The following is a 19,241-nucleotide window of genomic DNA, read 5'->3' on the forward strand; positions in this document are numbered from 1 at the left end:
TTTGGTCTACATTTTGATACCTTTGCATTTATGATAAAACATCTTGTAATCTTCCTATTCAGTGCGTTATACATAAATGTAAATGCCCAAAATATTAAAACAATTCAATTACAACCTAAGCACAATACAAATCAGTATTCTGCAATTGTGAGATTAGGTGAGGTTTTAAAATTATCTTTTGATGATTTAGATGCCGATAACAAAGAATATAAGTATAAGGTTGAGCATATGACGCATGATTGGAAACCAAGCAATCTAACTTCCAATCAGTATATAAACGGATTTAATGAAAATGAGATCATTAATATTTCCAACTCTTTTAACACTTTGCAGCCTTACACGCATTACACTGTTGAAATACCAAATCAGAATACCATTATTACGAAAAGTGGCAACTATCTACTTTCTGTTTTAAATGATGATTACGAAGTAGTATTTTCTAGACGTTGTGTTTTTTATGAAGATATTACTGCTGTTGGTGTGGCTGTTTTTAGAAGTAGAGATACCAAACACAACATGCAAAAACAAACAGTTCAATTCTCTATAAATCATCCAGAATTGGTAATTAACAATCCAAACCAAGAAATTAATATTTCTTTATTTCAAAATCATAATTGGGCAACCGTTATTAACAATATTCAACCTCAATTTATAAAACCTCAACAATTATTATACAATCACACTCTTAAAACAGATTTCTGGGGAGGAAATGAATTTTTAAATTTTGATAGCAAACACATTCGCAGTACAAGTTTAAACATTGCGAAAACCGAGAGAAAAGACATCTACCACAGTTATTTATATACTGATGAACAAAGAGTTGATAAGATTTACACTTACAATCCTGATATTAACGGACAGTTTGTTGTTAGAACTTTAGAAGCAAATGACCCTAAAACTGAAGCCGATTACTCAATGCTTCATTTTTCTTTAGATGCTTTTGAGCCTTTTGATAACAAAGAAGTATTTGTATACGGAGCTTTTAACAACTATCAATTATCAAACGAAAACAAAATGAAATACAATGCTGTTGACGAAAGATATTACGCCGAAATTAAATTCAAACAAGGATTTTACAATTACAGTTATGCTACTTTAGATAAAAATAATATGATTGATTTAAATGAAGTAGACGGCTCTTTTTATCAGACAGAAAATGAATACACTGTGATCGTTTACTACAAACCTTTTGGCGGAATTTACGACAGAGTTATAGGCGTAGGAAACGGTTATTTAAATCAAAACAGGTAATTTACCTTTAAAATAATTGACTAAAAACCTAAAAAAGTTTATATTTATACGATGTTTCAACAAATAACAAAAGGCATAAAAATATCTATCAAGACCACATTTAATGGTTTAATTTATCGTGGCTATCAACAATATTATTCTTTTAGCTATTATGTTTTTATTGAAAACAACTCAAAAGACACCGTAAAACTTTTAGAACGTTTTTGGATAATTTTCGATTCTCTTAACAACACCGAATATGTAGAAGGCGAAGGCGTTATTGGAGAAACTCCTGTTCTTAAACCTAACGAAACCTACAATTACCGATCTAACTGTTTTTTACTTTCTACAGCAGGCGCTATGAAAGGAAATTACAAAATGATTAACCCAGATACTTTAGAAGAATTTCTGGTAATTATACCAACATTTCAACTAACTACTACTCCTACTTTAAACTAATGGCTAAGAAAACCAAGATTGCAATTATAAGAGAACCTAATTGCTTAAATTGCGGATATCCTTTTTCTCAAAACGAAAAATTTTGCCCAGAATGTGGACAAAAAAATAAAGGTAAAAAAATTACATTAGCCAGTTTTATTCGCGAAGTATTTGCGGGTTTCTTTTCTTGGGATGCTAAATTTTGGAGAACATTGGTTCCACTTTTAATAAAACCCGGAAAAGTATCTAAAGATTATATCAACGGAAAAAGAGATCGTTATTCTAATCCTTTTCGATTTTACTTAACCGTTTCTGTTTTGTTCTTTTTAATTATAGGAATTACCGAAAGCTATGATAAATTTAACGAATTGCAAAGCGGTACTGTTTCTGAAAACACCACATCACAAATAAAATTTGATGAAAACGGCATAAAAGCATTAGAGGTAGATTTAGACTCGATTCAAAAAGAAATATTTAAAGAAATTAACGAGCAAGACTCTATTAAAGTTAATTTAGTTAAGCAAAAAATTGATTCTTTAAAAATTGACGGAAATGCTAAACAACCAATAGTAAATATTGGATTTGACAACTCTAACCAACTTTCTAAAATTATTAAATTTCAAAAAAAACATCCAGAAATTGAGATAAATAAAGCATTGGATAGTTTAGAAATGGAAAAAACTTTCACCAATAGATTCTTCTATTCACGCACCGAAGTTTTAAGCTCATTTTTATCAAAAAGAGGAGAAACAGATAAATTTTATCGTCAGATATTATCGTATGCGTCGATAGCCTTGTTTATCTTACTACCACTTTTTACACTGTTCTTAAGAATCATTTACATCCGAAGAAAATTTACCTATGTAGAACATTTAGTTTTTGTTTTTCACACCCAAACAGTCTTCTTTTTACTCTCTTCAGCATTTTATTTAATCGGTTATTTTAAAGAAGCTGAATTTTTATTAGGTCTTTTCTTATTGCTATTTACCATCTATTTATTTATGGCAATGAAAAAGTTTTATGGTCAGGGCTATTTTAAAACTTTTGTGAAATATATTATGGCAAACTTTGTGTTTTTTACGCTTGCTTTAATAGGCTCTATTATAATTTCATTTATTGCTTTTGCGTTGTATTAGAAATCTTTTTATTTAAAACATCCATATAACTAACCGTAACTTCTTCTGCTGTTTTTTGTACAGAAGTAACACTTACCGTTTCTACCTGAGGGCGTTTCATTTTTAATGAAATCTCTTTATTTCCTTTGGTTTCATCTTTATGAAAAGCAATTATACTTTCTTGCTTAAAAACAGGATTTTCCGTTTGCCAATCAACAAACCAATCACGTCGTAATTCCTTCACCTCTTCAGTATATAATGTAGATGACGACCATATTTTTGGGGCATTATCTAATTTCTGAAAATGCTTTTTCTCACCATCCCAAACCAACTCATAAGCATTTAAGTTCTTTTCCCAATCAACTAAAACAATCGTAAAAGGCTCAATTCCTTCAAAATTAAAATGATTTATAATTTCCACAGGGTTATCAACCTTTAATAGTTGTTTTACAATTACACCTCTACTTAACCTATAACTATCTGCTCGTTTGTGCTTTTCAAAACCACCGTTTAGCAAACAAATTAATCGTTTTTTATCAGATAAGCCAATCCACGTTCCCCCAGCAAGTTCATCTTTTGGATATGTTAATTTTACTCCCTCTTCATCATATTCTTTTGGAGCAATCGTTTTTCTTTTTGGGTCTTCATCTCTATTTGATGTTAATATAAAATCCTGACCACCTAAAGGCAAATAAGTTACCGTACACATATTGTATTATTTTTTGATAAATGAGATGTAAAAACAACTTAGTAATTCTTAAAATAAATGCTAACTTTGTTCCTTATAATAATTATAGCTTTTTTGATTAAAGCAACAATATAATCATTGCAAATTAATGGCATTAGATTTTGTTTTTTAGCTTTTAATTAAAAATATTTTTTAAACATACAAACAACATACTAAAATGACAAGAGGATTTTTTAATGTTCCAAAAGCAGTAAACGAACCTGTAAAAGGGTATGCTCCTGGATCTCCAGAAAGAGAAGAATTATTAGCAACATACAAATCGATGTTTAACAGCAACCTTGATGTACCTATGTACATTAACGGTAAAGAAGTTAGAACCGGTAATACAAAAAACATCACACCACCACATGATCATAAACATGTAGTTGGTCAATATCATACCGCAGATAAATCAAACGTAGATACTGCAATTTCAACTGCATTAGCAGCAAGAGAAGCATGGTCTAACGTTAGTTGGATGGAAAGAGCTTCTATTTTCTTGAAGGCTGCTGAATTATTAGCAGGACCTTATAGAGCAAGAATGAATGCTGCCACAATGATTGCACAATCTAAAAACGTGTTTCAAGCAGAAATTGATGCTGCTTGTGAAATGATTGATTTCTTCCGTTTTAACGTAGAATATATGACTGATATTTTTAAAGATCAGCCAACATCGTCTCCAGGAGTATGGAACAGGGTTGAATACAGACCTTTAGAAGGTTTTATCTATGCAATTTCTCCATTTAACTTTACGTCTATTGCTGCAAACTTACCAGCATCAGCTGCCTTAATGGGTAATGTTGTTGTTTGGAAACCATCTGACCACCAAGCATATTCTGCACAAGTAATTGTAGATTTATTTAAAGAAGCTGGTTTACCTGATGGTGTAATTAACGTAGTGTACGGAGATCCTGTTATGATTTCTGATACTGTTTTAGCGTCTCCAGATTTCTCTGGATTACATTTTACAGGATCTACACATGTTTTTAAAGAATTATGGAAACAAATTGGTAACAATATTCATACTTATAAAACATACCCAAGAATTGTTGGAGAAACTGGTGGAAAAGATTTCATTTGGGTTCACAACTCTTCTAACCCATTACAAGTTGCGACAGCAATGACAAGAGGTGCTTTCGAATACCAAGGTCAAAAATGTTCTGCGGCTTCTCGTTCTTACATTCCTGCTTCACTTTGGCCAGATGTTAAAAAACATTTAACGGCACAAGTAGGTGAATTAAAAATGGGTTCTCCAGAAGACACCTCTAACTTTGTAAATGCTGTTATTCACGAAGGTTCTTTTGATAAAATTGCAAGCTATATAGATGCAGCCAAAGCTGATAAAGATGCAGAAATTATTATTGGTGGAAACTACGATAAATCTGTAGGTTACTTTATTGAGCCTACTGTAATTGTTACTACATCGCCTAAATATGCAACCATGCATACAGAATTATTTGGTCCTGTAATGACAGTTTATGTTTACGAAGATGCTGAGTGGGAAGCTTCCTTAAAATTAGTAGATGAAACTTCTGAATATGCATTAACTGGAGCTATCTTTTCTACAGACAGATATATTGTTGAAAAAGCATCTAAAGCATTAGAAAATGCTGCTGGAAACTTTTACATTAACGACAAGCCTTCAGGTGCAGTTGTTGGTCAGCAACCATTTGGTGGTGCAAGAGCATCAGGAACAAATGACAAAGCAGGTTCTGCACAAAACTTATTACGTTGGACATCTGTTCGCTTAATAAAAGAAACATTAGTATCGCCTACAGATTATAAATACCCTTTCTTAGGATAAGAAAATAAATATATAGTGTTTTAAAACCTCATCAGATTCTGGTGAGGTTTTTCTTTGCCATAAATTCTAGCATTAATTTAACAATATGCATTTTCATTATTATGTATCTTTATCAGCATCAAAAATCAACACATATAAACAATGATAAAAAAAGTGCTACTATTTACAGCTGCAATATTCTTTATTGCCTGTAATACAGAACAAAAAGAGAAGAAAACTTCCTTAAATGTTCCTTTTGAAAAATTTGAATTAGAAAACGGTCTTCAAGTAGTTTTACATACCGATAAATCGGATCCTGTGGTTGCCGTAGAATTGATGGTTCACGTTGGTTCTGCCAGAGAAATTGAAGGAAGAACTGGTTTTGCACATTTATTTGAACACTTACTATTCTTAGAATCCGAAAACCTTGGTAAAGGTGGTTTAGATAAAATGAGCGCACGAATTGGTGGTTCTGGAGCAAACGGATCAACATCAAGAGATAGAACAAATTATTTACAAACCGTACCAAATGATGCCTTAGAAAAAATGATTTGGGCAGAAGCCGATAAATTAGGTTGGTTTATAAACACCGTTACAGAACCTGTTTTAGCAAAAGAAAAACAAGTCGTTAAAAACGAAAAAAGACAAAGTGTTGATAACCGTCCGTACGGATTTAATCAGCAAATTATCGATCGTAATTTATACGCGAAAGATCATCCTTACAACTGGCAAGTAATTGGCTCGTTAGAACATTTACAAAATGCTACTTTAAGCGATGTAAAAACCTTTTTTAAGAAATGGTACGTTCCTAACAATGCTACTTTAGTTTTATCAGGAGATTTTGATCCTGCGAAAGCAAAAGAATGGGTTCGTAAATATTTTAACGAGATTCCTAGAGGTGAAGAAATTACGCCTTTAGCTAAAAAATCAGGAAATGTTGCAGAAACAAAATCTTTATATTTTGAAGATAATTTTGCACGATTACCAATGCTAACACTTGCTTGGCCAACAGTTGAATTATACCATAAAGATTCGTATGCCCTAGATATTTTAACAGACTATTTATCACAAGGAAAAAAAGCACCTTTAAATAAGGTTTTAGTAGATGATTTAAAACTTACCGCAAACACAAGTATGTGGAACTGGTCATCTGAATTAGCAGGACAATCGCAATTAAGTATCCGTGGGTTTAATAATGTTGATTTAAATGCTATTAATGACGGAATTAACACAGCGTTTAAAAACTTTGAAGAAACAGGTATTTCTGATAAGGATTTAAGCAGAATTAAGGCAGGTTTAGAAACTAGTTTTTACAATAGCTTATCTAGCGTATTAGGAAAAGGAACAAACTTAGCTTCTTACAACACCTATGCGGGTGATCCTGGGTTCATCAATAAAGAAATTGATTTAACCTTAAACGTTACCAAAGAAGATGTAATGCGTGTTTACAATACCTATATTAAAGATAAAAACTTCATCGCAACTAGTTTTGTACCTAAAGGAATGGCAAAACTTGCATTAAAAGGTGCTAAAGAAGCAATTATAAAAGAAGAAAAAATCATTACTGGAGCTGAAGAAAACTTCGATGCTAAAATTGCTGCTGAATACGAAAAAACACCTTCTAAAATAGCTAGAGCAACCGAACCTGTTTATGGTAAATCGCCTGCTTTAAGTGTACCAAATGTTTGGAATGATGAATTAGCAAACGGAATTAAAGTTTTCGGAATTGAAAACAGTGAGGTTCCTTTAGTTCGTTTTAACTTGGTAATTGATGGTGGTCAGTTATTAGAAAAAATGGATAAATTAGGTGTTGCCAACTTAACTGCTCGTATAATGAACCGTGGTACAAAAAACAAAACCGTGGCGCAGTTAGAAGAAGCTATTCAAGAATTAGGTGCTTCTATTAGTGTGTATTCATCTAAAGAAAACATTACCATGAGCGGTACTACATTGGCTAAAAACTATACGGAAACTATCAACTTGGTTGAAGAAATGTTGCTAGAGCCACGTTGGGATGTAACAGAATTTGAATTGATTAAAAAATCGGTTGTAGGTAATTTACGTCAGCAAGAAGCAAACCCAACTACGGTAACACGAAATGTATATAATGAATTGATTTACGGAAAAGAGAATATCCGTTCTAAAAACACCTTAGGAACTATTGCTTCAGTAGAGAAAATTGCCTTAGATGATTTAAAATCATACTATTCAAATTACATTTCTCCTTCTGTAGCAAAAATGCATATTGTTGGTGATGTAAATCAAGAAAAAGCAGTAGCTTCTTTAAATAACTTAACCACTAAATGGGCTGCGAAAGAAGTAACTATTCCGGTTTTTAAAACTCCAGAAGCTCCTAATAAGCCAACTGTTTATTTTTACGACGTACCAAAAGCAAAACAATCGGTAATTAGTTTTGGCGCACCAGCTTTAGCAGTAACCGATGAAGATTATTATCCAGCAACGGTTATGAATTACATTCTTGGTGGTGGTGGTTTTGCATCTCAATTAACACAAGAGTTAAGAGAAGGAAAAGGTTATACATACGGTATTTACTCTCAATTTTCTGGAACAAAAGAGGCCGGTCCTTTTACAATTTTTAGTAGAGTAAGAACCAATGTTACCTTAGAATCGGCGCAAGCAGTTAAAAAAATTGTTACCGAATACCCAACTAATTTCTCAGAGAAAGATTTAGCAACAACCAAAGGTTTTTTAATTAAAAGTAACGCTCGTCGTTTTGAAACCATGGGTGCAAAACTAAACATGTTAGAAAACATTAGCACATACAATTTAAGTGCCGACTATGTTAAAGACAGAGAGAAAATTGTAAATGAAATGACTATTGAAAAAGTACAGGAATTGGCAAAAAAATATGTGAATCCTAATAAAATGATTTGGTTATTTGTAGGAGATGCAGAAACGCAATTAGACCGTTTAAATGAACTAGGTTTCGGAAAACCTGTTTTACTAAACAAAACCAAAGAAGAAATTAAACTTTAAGAATAAATAGCGCTATTTAAAAATCGTTGTTCCTTTTGATGAATTTTTGTCAATTCGAGTAAATTTAACGATTAAAATGAGTAGGATTTATATCGAGAAACATCCTTTTAGTTTCTAAATTAGTTCTCGATATTATTTTTTCTCAAAAATCACTCGAACTGACATTACAAAGAGCTATTAAAAACAGCGTGTAAATTATACTACATTATAAAAAAAGCAATCTCATTTGAGGTTGCTTTTTTCTTTAATTGCCATTATTTTCTACTAGCTTTGTAAACCACCTATTTTCATAAAATGAATTATAAAAAAATAATCCAAGAAGTTTTCTTAAAGGTTAATACTATTGATGATCAAGGAGAACTAGCTTCCTATATTCCTGAATTAGCAACTATAGATGCCGATAAGTTTGGCGTTCATATCTCTACAACATCTTCTTTAAAATATGGTTTAGGAGATTATAAAGAAAAGTTTTCTATACAAAGTATGGCTAAAGTACTGTCGCTCTGTTTAGCTTATAAAATATTTGATGGTAACATTTGGGAACGCTTAGATGTTGAGCCTTCTGGTACAGCATTTAATTCGCTTGTGCAATTAGAAAGCGATAACGGAATACCAAGAAATCCTTTTATAAATGCTGGTGCCATGGTTATTTGTGATATTCTTATTAGTAATCTAAAAAACCCAAAAGAAGATTTGCTTGCCTTTATTAAAAGTCTCTCTGCGAATAACGACATTAGTTATTCCGCTAAAATAGCTGCTTCAGAAAAATCTGTAGGTTATAGAAATATTGCGCTCTGTAACTTCATTAAATCTCTTGGGAATATTAAAAACGACCCCAATGAGGTGCTCGACTTTTATTTCGATTTATGTTCTTTAGAGTTAAGTTGCGAGCATCTTTCTGACTTGTTTTTGTTTTTAGCCAACAACGGAAAAGCGCCACATAACAACAAACAGATATTAACAAAATCTCAATCGAAAAGAATAAATGCATTGATGCAAACCTGCGGTTTTTACGACGAATCTGGTGAGTTTGCTTTTAAAGTTGGCTTAGCCGGTAAAAGTGGTGTTGGTGGTGGTATTATAGCCATACTACCAAACGAATATAGCATCGTGGTTTGGAGCCCGAAATTAAACGAAAAAGGAAATTCTTACAAAGGAATGAACTTTTTAGAACGCTTTACAACCATGACCGAGGAATCTATTTTTTAGTAGAGAAGGTATTATTAGAACTTAACAATCAAACACCATGCTTAACCTTTTATAATACCATATAAATTTTAAGATATAACAATGACTATTTCCACTACTATTCAGTGAACTTTTGTAAATTGCTGACAGATTATTAAATAATAGTTAAACATAAGCCGTTTAAAAAAAAAGAGACAAGCCACAAAGAAGAAAGAGAATGAGTAAAAATAAATTTAGTTGGGTAGAAACACACAAACAAATAACTGAGTTTTTAAAACAAAAAGAAGACTCTCAAACTGAATTAATTGATTTACTTAAATCAGTTGGAATAACTCCATTTAATGATAAAGAACTTGATGGAGAACATGATATTGAATTAAGTGAAATTGATCCATTTACATTCTTCTGCTACATTTATAAATATGGTACTGATAGAAGACTTAATTATTTACAAGAAATCGCAAAAAAAATAGGCGCAAAAATACCTTCTGACGAAAAAGGATTACCTTCTGCTCAAGCACAAAAAGTATGGTTGTTTCCTTATAAATATCAAAGAGTTAATAACGAAGTCTCTAGATTATGGGCGTTTTTTAATAAAGCGTTAAATAAAAAGATAGACAATATTGATTTTGAAGATGTTTTAAAAATTAGAAGTGTTGGTAAAACCAAATTAACAGAGGCACTTTTCTACATTGACCCTATCAAATACTTACCCATTAATGGGCCAACAAAACCTTATATTCATGAAGTTCTAAAAATTGATCCTAGCTTCAATACATATTCAGAATATATAAACTTACTTGAAAAAATTAAATTTAAAACTGATGTTCCTTTCTATGAATTATCTTACAAAGCCTGGGAATGGACAGATAGTACTAAAAAAAATAATTCTACCGTGTATTCTGGGCAATTAATCGATTTTTTATCACAAGCAAAAACAAATGATTTAAAAACAAAACATTACAAAAAAGATTATCTTGGTACAAAGGTCAAAGTAAGTTTTGGACAAGGTGTATCTGCTAGAATTCCTTGGATTTCCTTCTTAAAGAAGCCATTCACCACTAGTGAAGGTATCTATCCTGTTTATTTATATTATAAAAATGAGAATAAACTTATTTTAGCATACGGAATTAGCGAAACAAAAAAACCACAAGTCGAATGGAAAATAAATAACCCAGTCATGATTAAAGAGTTTTTTAGTGAAAATTCGTTAAGCAAACCTGATAGATACGGAGATTCATTTATTTTCAAAACTTACGACACTAATAACCTTCCTGATGATAAAATTTTGAATACTGATTTGAATCAGATTATAGAACAATATCAATCTATAGATTTAAAAAAAGGTTTACAGGTAATTTCTCAAACAAATTTCAATATTTCAACCTTACACCAAGATTGTACAACCGCCAACCTAAAATACTCCAATCAACTAGTTACAAGGTATATTTCATCCCTCGTTACCAAACCATTTGTATTATTAAGTGGTTTATCTGGTTCTGGTAAAACTAAATTAGCACAAAGCTTTGCTCAATGGATATGTGAAGACTCAACACAATATTGTATTGTACCCGTTGGGGCAGATTGGACAAACAGAGAACCTTTACTAGGTTATGTAAATGCACTAAACCCAGAGGAATATATTTTACCAGAAAATGGTGCTTTACAGTTAATTATTGAAGCTAATAAAGAAGAAAATAAAAACAAGCCTTACTTCTTAATATTAGACGAAATGAATTTGAGTCATGTAGAACGTTATTTTGCTGATTTTTTAAGTTTAATGGAATCTAAAGATAAGTTCAAACTACATTCTGACAAAGAACAAGAAAAGACAGGCGTTCCTTTTGAGTTAAGTTGGCCAAAAAATTTATTTGTAGTCGGTACGGTTAATATAGATGAAACAACCTATATGTTTAGCCCAAAAGTACTGGATAGAGCTAATGCTATAGAATTTAGAGTAACAGAAGAAGAGATTAGTAATTTTTTAAAATCACCCAACCAAATTGACATAAGGAAATTAGAGTCTAAAGGAGCTAATATGGCTGCTGATTTTATTAAAACTACAAAAAACAACGAATTTGAAGAAATTAATACTGATGATTTAAATGATACTTTGGTTAATTTCTTTGGTCAATTACAGAAAACAGGTGCTGAATTTGGCTATAGAACAGGAATGGAGATTCATAGATTATACCAACAATTAACTGTAATAAATGAAGAAATTTCAGAAAATGAAAAAATAGACATTGCTGTAATGCAGAAATTATTACCAAAACTACATGGCTCAAGACGAAAACTGTGCCCGATTTTAGAAACATTAGGTAATATTTGTGTTAAGGATATAGATGTTAAAAAAGACATCTTTGAAAATGAAGATTTTAAATTATATCAAGAAGTTCATGGTGAATTAGTTTTAAAAGAAGGTGTTTTATATCCATTATCCTTAGAAAAAATAACAAGAATGTATAAGGGTGCTATTGATAACGGTTTTGCTAGTTATGCCGAAGCTTAATTTATGCAAAAAGTAAAAAACATAGAGATTGATTTAGCACATATAGAAAAGAATCTTATTCTTTACATTGATGCTAAAAAAGAAACAGATATTGAAATTGATGAAAACAATCAATATACGAATGAACCCCTATTTCAGTTAAAAGAAGGTTGTTTTTATGATTATGAATTCTCGAATAAAGACTATCGTTTAACTTGTAATGACCAAGAAAACATTGTTCAAAAACGAGCTAGAAACGAACATATTGGTCGTATTTCTCCTAATATTTTTGTGGGGACACTTTCTCTTGAAATTTTCAACACAAATGAACCAAATAAAAAGTGGGAGCAAAAATTAGAAGTTCAATCAACCAAAACAGGTTATAGAAAGGACTATCAGTACATGTTAAATTCTATTACAGAAAAATGTACCGACCTAATATTACAAGCTAATTCTCCTGTTAGTCATTCTTTTGAAACAGACTTCAATGCGGATAATAAAACTTTATACCAAAGGTTTGCTTTTGTAAAATCAATTATCAATTCGGAAGAATTTGAAGATGCTATTCACAGAATTATCAGCTCTCCTACTACAAAGTGGACAGAAGAAGCAGAAGAAACTGATGTAAGAAAGATAAAACGTTTTAGAAACAATGAAATTAAACAACTAATTAATTCTAACAATAGAACTAAATTATCATCTAACCATTCACTTTATTCATCTAAATTAAAATCTGTAGCTACTAAAATTAGCTCTTATAAGAAAATAGAAAGTGTAGACACTTCCGAGAACCGTTTTATTAAACATGCGCTCGAAACTTTTTCTAAATTCTGCATGGACATTGGCAATCATCCAAATGCAGGTGAAAGATTAAAATATGAAGCGAATGTTGTAACTGAAAAATTAGAAAACCACCTACAACATTCTCTTTTTAAAGAAATATCAAGACCAACTACTTTAAAACTAAATAGTCCTACTTTACAAAAAAAAGAAGGTTATAGAGAAATATTAAAAGTTTGGTTAAAATTTGATTTAGCAGCTAAGTTAATTTGGGATGGCGGAGAAGATGTTTATAGTGGAGGCAAAAAAGACATTGCTACACTTTATGAATATTGGTTATTTTTCAAACTTTTAGATGTATTAAAATCAATCTTTGAAATTGAACCAAAAGAATTAGAAAAATTAATTGTTTCAAACTCGAATAATTTAAACCTACAATTAAAACAAGGCAAGTTTACAGCTCTTAAAGGAAATTACACAAAAGAACACAGAGATTTAAATATTCGTTTTAATTACAATAGAAGTTTTGTTGGAAACGATAACATTTCGAAAGCAGGAAGTTGGACAACTACGTTAAGACCAGATTATACTTTATCTATTTGGCCAACCAACTTAAATGAAAATGAAGCGGAAGAAAAAGAACAAATAGTTCATATTCATTTTGATGCGAAATACAAAATTGCCAACATAAACCAAATAATTGAAGGCAACCAAGATGAAGAACATCTAAACAATGAAAAGAAAGCCAATTTAAAAGGTATTTATAAAAATGCAGATTTATTAAAAATGCACGCTTATAAAGATGCCATAAGAAGAACTAGCGGTGCTTATGTTCTTTATCCTGGAGACACGAACAAGCGTTTAAAAGGTTTTCACGAAGTTTTACCAGGGCTAGGTGCTTTCCCTATTAAACCATCAGAGAACAGTAGTGAAACTATTCATTTAGAAAACTTTTTAAAAGAAGTATTGAGTCACTTTTTAAACAATGCTTCCCAGCGTGAAAACATTGCTTCAAAATCATACAACATTCATAAAAATGACTCTCCAAATATTATAAATGAACCGATACCTGAATATATTAAAGGCAAAAAGCTAATACCTGATGATACTTATGTGTTAGTTGGTTTTGCAAAAAATAATAAGCGTTTAAATTGGTATAAAGACAATTCTAAATATAATTTTAGAATGAATGACGAAAGAGGCTCTTTAGTTTTTTTACCCAAAGTAGTTAATGCTAAATTTTTACTATTACGTGAAAGTGGTAAATCAAAAGCGACTATTTTGTATCAACTAAAAGAAGGAATTCGTGTTTTTTCAAGAGAACACTTAGCTGAATTAGGACATCCTGAAGCTAAAAAAGAGCATTACTTGATATATGAATTTGAACAAAACTCTAAAGACTTAGAAATTTTCAAGAACATGAAATGGAATTTTAAAAATTTAGAGCAATATAAAAAAACAATTGAAGGTAAAAACATTCGCTCAGCTGCCGGAGAGCCTTTTACAGTATCTCTAACTGAATTAATGCAAGTAAAATACAATGATTAATTTCGCATATAATCTAAACCTACAACAACCCAAAAATGTCTCAAAAAAACGATTTAAAAGAAATAGCAAAACTCTTTTTTAAATTAGGGAGCATCGCTTTTGGTGGTCCTGCCGCACATATTGCCATGATGGAAGATGAAGTGGTAAAGAAGAGAAAATGGATGACGCAAGAGCATTTTTTAGATCTTATAGGAGCTACTAATTTAATTCCTGGGCCAAACTCTACAGAAATGACCATGCATTGCGGTCATGAAAAAGCTGGTTGGAAAGGATTAATTGTTGCAGGCTTTTCATTTATTTTTCCGGCGGTAGTTATTACCTCCGTTTTTGCCTGGTTGTATCAAGAATATGGGCAGTTACCAAAAGTGGAGCCTTTTATTTACGGTATAAAACCAGCAGTAATTGCTATTATTATAATGGCAGGTTACAGGCTCGGTAAAAAAGCAATTAAAAATACCGAATTGGCTGTTTTAGGAGCCATTGCTTTAGTGGTTTGCCTATTAGGAGTCAATGAAATCATAACGCTTTTTGGTTGTGGTCTTTTAGGTTTAGGCTTGTACTTTTTTAAGCAAAACAAAAATAATTTAAATAGTTTTGTTCCGCTATTACTATTTCAAGCAAGCGAATTTGCCAACTTAAGCAATATAAAAATTCTTTTAACTTTCTTAAAAATCGGAGCGATATTATACGGTAGTGGTTATGTATTATTTGCCTTTTTAGACTCCGAATTAGTGGCTAATGGTTGGTTAACGCGCCAAGCTTTAATTGATGCTGTTGCTGTGGGGCAAATTACTCCCGGGCCTGTTTTATCTACCGCTACTTTTATCGGATGGCAATTAAACGGAATAACGGGCGCAATTGTAGCAACTTTGGGTATATTTTTACCTTCTTTCGTTTTTGTTTTGGTGTTGAATCCACTAATGCCAAAAATGAGAAAATCTACTATTATTCGCGCTATTTTAGATGCTGTAAATGTTGCTGCTGTAGCTTTAATTATAGCTGTTTGTATAAACATGGCTAAAGACACTTTAATAGATTGGCGAACAATTGTTATTGCTATTGTGAGTTTAATTGTTGTTTTTGGTTTTAAAAAACTAAACAGTGCTTTTATCGTTTTAGGAGGATCTATACTTGGTTTTGCATTAACTTTTTTTTAGATTTTTGCTAGCACATTAATCGAACTTATATTGTTTGATTTAGAGTATCTTTGCAAAAAAAATAATCAATGCAATTTTCAGACTTACATCTTAATCCATCTATTTTAAAAGCATTAAGCGAAGAAAAATATCACACAGCTACCTTAGTACAGCAAAAAGTGATTCCGTTAGTGATAGATAAAAAAGATGTAATTGTTGGTTCGCAAACAGGATCGGGTAAAACCGCAGCTTTTGCATTGCCTATTATTCATAATTTAGCGCAAGAATTAGCTTTAGTTCCTGAAAGAGGTCCTAAAAAAATAAAAGCCTTAGTTGTAAGTCCTACCAGAGAATTGGCCATACAAATTGAAGAAAGCTTTAACACCTACGCGAAACATACAAATATACTTACTGGCGTTGTATACGGAGGAATATCAACAAAAGCACAAAAAGAGACTTTAGTAAAAGGAGTAGATGTATTAGTAGCAACTCCTGGTCGTTTAATCGATTTACATGAACAAGGAAGTGTAGATTTAACGACCTTAAAAACTTTTGTTTTAGATGAAGCTGATTTAATGTTAGACATGGGTTTTATTCAAGATGTAAAAAAGATTGAAGCCTTATGTCCGCGTAAAAAACAAACACTTTTATGCTCGGCAACCATGCCCGAAAAAGTGAGTGATTTGGCTAAACAAATGTTATATAAGCCAGAAACAGTTAACGTGATTCCTACTGATAATACGGTTAACAAAATTGGGCAGTTATTATACTACACGCCTAAAAAACATAAGGTAGATTTATGTTTGCATTTATTACGCAACACGATTCAAGGTCGTATTCTTATTTTTAGACGTACCAAATTTGGTGTTGATAAATTAGAGCAAACACTTATAAAAAACGGCTACAAAGTAACGAGTGTTCACGGAGATAAAACACAAATTTTACGTAACCAAGCTATTGAAGATTTTAAAAACAATAAAGCTAATATTTTAATTGCTACGGATGTTGCCGCTCGTGGTATTGATATTCATAAAATTGATGCTGTTATTAATGTAGATATACCAAATGTACCTGAAACCTACGTTCACCGAATTGGTAGAACTGGTAGAGCAGGAAAATCGGGTATCGCATTTTCTTTTTGTAGTGCCGATGAAACTAGCTACATAAAAGGAATTCAGGAATTTTTAAAGAGACCAATAAAAATCATTGAAGATCACCCGTTTCTTTTAGTAAAACCAAAACACATAAAACAACCGAATACCATAAGTAAAAATAAAAAAGGACGAAAGTCTGACGCTTCTAAAAAGAAGAAAAAGCGTTGGTATTAATATCTTAAGAGTTAAAAATATATTACGCTAAACAGCTATAGTTTTATATTATGATGTCTGTTCGAGCGAAGTCGAGAACTATTCTTAGTCTCGATACATTCTAAACTCTGCTCGAATTGACAAGATTAACTAAATATTTAGCAGTAATTGTATACTTATAATTGCTGTTTATAAAGTAACAAAATGCTCCGATAACAAAATATTATCGGAGCATTTTGTTTTAAATCAATTATTAATCGTAATATTGCAATATAATAATTAAGCAATGGGAGTTACCAAATCAGAAAAATTTACACCACAGCAAAACGATCTTGCTAAAATAGCTAAAGTGCTAGGCCATCCTGCTCGTATTGCTATTTTACAACACTTATTTAAAATTAATTCGTGTGTTTGTGGCGATTTAGTAAATGAAATCGGTTTGGCGCAACCTACCATTTCTCAGCATTTAAAAGAGTTGAAAAATTTAAAGTTGATAAAAGGTAATATTGAAGGAACCAGTGTTTGTTATTGTATTGATCAAGAGAATTGGACAACCATAAAATCTTTATTAAACAACTTTTTAAACCTCGATAGCGAATCGAATAATTGCTGTTAAAAAAATTTACATTAATCCATCGTAATATTACAATTAAAATAAAAAGACATGAAATTATCAGAAATTAAAAAACATTTAGCATCCTTAAAAACAATTGCTTTTCAATTACCAAATGGCGATTTAGTTCCAAACCATTTTCACGTAACAGAAGTTGGGCGTGTAACTAAAAATTTTATCGATTGTGGCGGAACTGTAAGAAACGAAGAAGTAGCAAACTTTCAGTTATGGGAAGCAGATGATTATGACCACAGATTGCATCCAGAAAAATTAACACATATTATTGAGCTGTCTGAAAAAGTATTAAATATTGCTGATTTAGATATTGAAGTAGAATATCAAGGAGCTACAATTGGTAAATACGGATTAGATTTTAACGGAACAAACTTCGTATTAACAGCAACAAAAACAGATTGCTTGGCAAAAGATAATTGTGGTATTCCTCAAGAAAAGCCTAAAATGAAATTATCAGAAATTCAAGAACAAAACGCTTGCTCATCAGAATCAGGTTGTTGTTAATTTTATAAATTGATAAAAATGTATCCATCGATAAATAAAACAATATTGGATTTACCTTTTGTTTCCGAAGAAAGAAAAGAAATATTGAATCCTTTACTACAATACATTCAAGAAAAAGCGACTAAGAAAGAGCCTATAAATCTTAATTTTATATGTACTCATAACTCAAGGCGAAGTCATTTAGCGCAAGTTTGGGCGCAAACTATGGCGCATTATTATACGGTTTCTTTTGTAAATAGTTATTCGGGCGGTACCGAAGCTACAAACCTAAATAGTACAATTGTTGCAACATTAAGAGATAACGGATTTAAAATAGAATCTTTATCAGCAAACACAAACCCTGTTTATGCTATTAAATACAGTGATAACTTGCCTGCTATAATCGGTTTTTCTAAAAAATATGATAATGACTTTAATCCAGTTTCAGCGTTTTGTGCAATCATGACATGTTCACAAGCAGATGATGGTTGTCCGTTTATTTCTGGAGCAGAAAAAAGGGTCCCAATTACTTTTGAAGACCCTAAAATATATGATAATACTCCGCAAGAAAAAGAAAAATATTTAGAGCGTAGTCTACAAATTGCTGCAGAAATGTATTATGTTTTTTCTGCTATAAAGTAATTATGCTTTAAATTTCATTCCTAAATGGACAACTTTTTTAGTTTCAAAGAACTCTTCTTCAAAGAAATCTGGTAAATCATAAGTAGTTGCAGATGTATATTTCTCTAACTCTTCAGTTAAATCACCACCTTTTAAATACAGAATACCGTTTTTTAAATCGTGGTTTTGTTTTTTAGAAATTTTTCCTTTCGTCCATCCAACAAAAGTTTCCATTTGCGCTACTGCTCTACTTACAATAAAATCATACGTGTCTTTTACTTCCTCAACACGACCATTTGTAGTTTTAACGTTTTGCAAACCTAAACCTTCAGCTACTTCGTTTACTACTTTTATTTTCTTACCAATAGAATCTACTAAATGAAACTGCGTTTCAGGAAATAAAATTGCCAACGGAATACCGGGGAAACCTCCACCTGTACCAACATCCATCACTTTAGAACCTGGCTTAAACTGCATAACCTTTGCTATTCCTAATGAATGTAATACGTGTCGTAAGTACAATTCATCAATATCTTTACGCGAAACCACGTTAATTTTTAAGTTCCAATCCTCGTACAATTCTTGTAGTTTAGAGAACTGTTCTAACTGTGTTTCAGTTAAATCGGTAAAGTATTTTTTTATAAGTTCCATTGATTATTTTTTTCGTTGCAAAAGTAAAAAACTAATTCGTAATAGTTAATTATCTATCAAAAGATATGTTTATTGTTAAAAATTTGCCACTAAGCAATAACCATCGGGTAAAAACGTT

General features: G+C 31.4%; 15 protein-coding genes. 13 read left to right on the forward strand and 2 right to left on the reverse strand.

The genetic code is table 11. The features are described from left to right. Window positions 1-30 precede the first annotated feature (30 nt). The 3 genes from AC28QF_RS06875 to AC28QF_RS06885 are packed head-to-tail and all read left to right on the forward strand — an operon-like array spanning window position 31 to window position 2,804. Window positions 31-1,251 carry a type IX secretion system plug protein gene (locus AC28QF_RS06875; protein WP_488201019.1) on the forward strand — a complete coding sequence of 407 codons (1,221 nt, stop codon included), beginning with the start codon at window positions 31-33 and terminating at the stop codon, window positions 1,249-1,251. A 51-nt stretch (window positions 1,252-1,302) separates the two neighbouring features. Further along, window positions 1,303-1,689, forward strand: coding sequence for a Co2+/Mg2+ efflux protein ApaG (apaG, locus tag AC28QF_RS06880; RefSeq protein ID WP_488201018.1), 387 nt, complete (start codon window positions 1,303-1,305; stop codon window positions 1,687-1,689). Next, window positions 1,689-2,804 carry a DUF3667 domain-containing protein gene (locus AC28QF_RS06885; protein WP_488201017.1) on the forward strand — a complete coding sequence of 372 codons (1,116 nt, stop codon included), beginning with the start codon at window positions 1,689-1,691 and terminating at the stop codon, window positions 2,802-2,804. Before apaG ends, AC28QF_RS06885 begins: the two co-directional genes overlap by 1 nt. Here AC28QF_RS06885 and AC28QF_RS06890 read toward each other — a convergent pair. Further along, complete coding sequence (locus AC28QF_RS06890) at window positions 2,782-3,492, reverse strand: NRDE family protein (RefSeq protein ID WP_488201016.1); 711 nt, start codon at window positions 3,490-3,492, stop codon at window positions 2,782-2,784. The two genes, AC28QF_RS06885 and AC28QF_RS06890, sit on opposite strands and share 23 nt — an antisense overlap. A 196-nt stretch (window positions 3,493-3,688) precedes the next feature. On the opposite strand from AC28QF_RS06890, the gene pruA reads away from it, so the two are divergent. The 10 genes from pruA (at window position 3,689) to AC28QF_RS06940 (ending at window position 18,493) form a co-directional block, all read left to right on the forward strand. Then, window positions 3,689-5,314 carry an L-glutamate gamma-semialdehyde dehydrogenase gene (pruA, locus tag AC28QF_RS06895; RefSeq protein WP_488201015.1) on the forward strand — a complete coding sequence of 542 codons (1,626 nt, stop codon included), beginning with the start codon at window positions 3,689-3,691 and terminating at the stop codon, window positions 5,312-5,314. A 141-nt stretch (window positions 5,315-5,455) separates the two neighbouring features. Continuing rightward, the gene (locus AC28QF_RS06900) at window positions 5,456-8,290 is read left to right on the forward strand and encodes a M16 family metallopeptidase (protein WP_488201014.1); all 2,835 of its coding nucleotides are present in this window, start codon (window positions 5,456-5,458) and stop codon (window positions 8,288-8,290) included. 294 nt (window positions 8,291-8,584) lie between these two features. Beyond that, window positions 8,585-9,499 carry a glutaminase gene (locus AC28QF_RS06905; protein ID WP_488201013.1) on the forward strand — a complete coding sequence of 305 codons (915 nt, stop codon included), beginning with the start codon at window positions 8,585-8,587 and terminating at the stop codon, window positions 9,497-9,499. Window positions 9,500-9,695: 196 nt separating this feature from the next. Further along, entirely contained in the window at window positions 9,696-11,990 is a 2,295-nt protein-coding gene (locus AC28QF_RS06910; RefSeq protein WP_488201012.1) for an MrcB family domain-containing protein, read from the forward strand. Between the two features lie 3 nt (window positions 11,991-11,993). Then, window positions 11,994-14,297 carry a DUF2357 domain-containing protein gene (locus tag AC28QF_RS06915; protein ID WP_488201011.1) on the forward strand — a complete coding sequence of 768 codons (2,304 nt, stop codon included), beginning with the start codon at window positions 11,994-11,996 and terminating at the stop codon, window positions 14,295-14,297. Window positions 14,298-14,332: 35 nt separating this feature from the next. Beyond that, on the forward strand, window positions 14,333-15,454 hold the full coding sequence (gene chrA, locus AC28QF_RS06920) for a chromate efflux transporter (RefSeq protein WP_488201010.1): 1,122 nt from the start codon (window positions 14,333-14,335) through the stop codon (window positions 15,452-15,454). Between the two features lie 68 nt (window positions 15,455-15,522). Continuing rightward, window positions 15,523-16,761: a DEAD/DEAH box helicase gene (locus tag AC28QF_RS06925; protein ID WP_488201009.1), complete on the forward strand. Its 1,239-nt coding sequence runs from the start codon at window positions 15,523-15,525 to the stop codon at window positions 16,759-16,761. Window positions 16,762-17,026: 265 nt separating this feature from the next. Next, window positions 17,027-17,356: an ArsR/SmtB family transcription factor gene (locus AC28QF_RS06930; protein WP_218772078.1), complete on the forward strand. Its 330-nt coding sequence runs from the start codon at window positions 17,027-17,029 to the stop codon at window positions 17,354-17,356. 48 nt (window positions 17,357-17,404) lie between these two features. Then, window positions 17,405-17,872 (forward strand): DUF6428 family protein, encoded by a 468-nt coding sequence (locus tag AC28QF_RS06935; protein WP_488201008.1) that lies wholly within the window; start codon window positions 17,405-17,407, stop codon window positions 17,870-17,872. An 18-nt stretch (window positions 17,873-17,890) separates the two neighbouring features. Further along, window positions 17,891-18,493 carry an arsenate-mycothiol transferase ArsC gene (locus tag AC28QF_RS06940; protein WP_488201007.1) on the forward strand — a complete coding sequence of 201 codons (603 nt, stop codon included), beginning with the start codon at window positions 17,891-17,893 and terminating at the stop codon, window positions 18,491-18,493. Here AC28QF_RS06940 and rsmG read toward each other — a convergent pair whose 3' ends face one another. Further along, window positions 18,494-19,123, reverse strand: a complete 630-nt coding sequence (gene rsmG / locus AC28QF_RS06945) for a 16S rRNA (guanine(527)-N(7))-methyltransferase RsmG (RefSeq protein WP_488201006.1) — start codon at window positions 19,121-19,123, stop codon at window positions 18,494-18,496. Window positions 19,124-19,241: the final 118 nt, after the last annotated feature.

This window comes from Tenacibaculum sp. M1.3A, assembly GCF_057732375.1.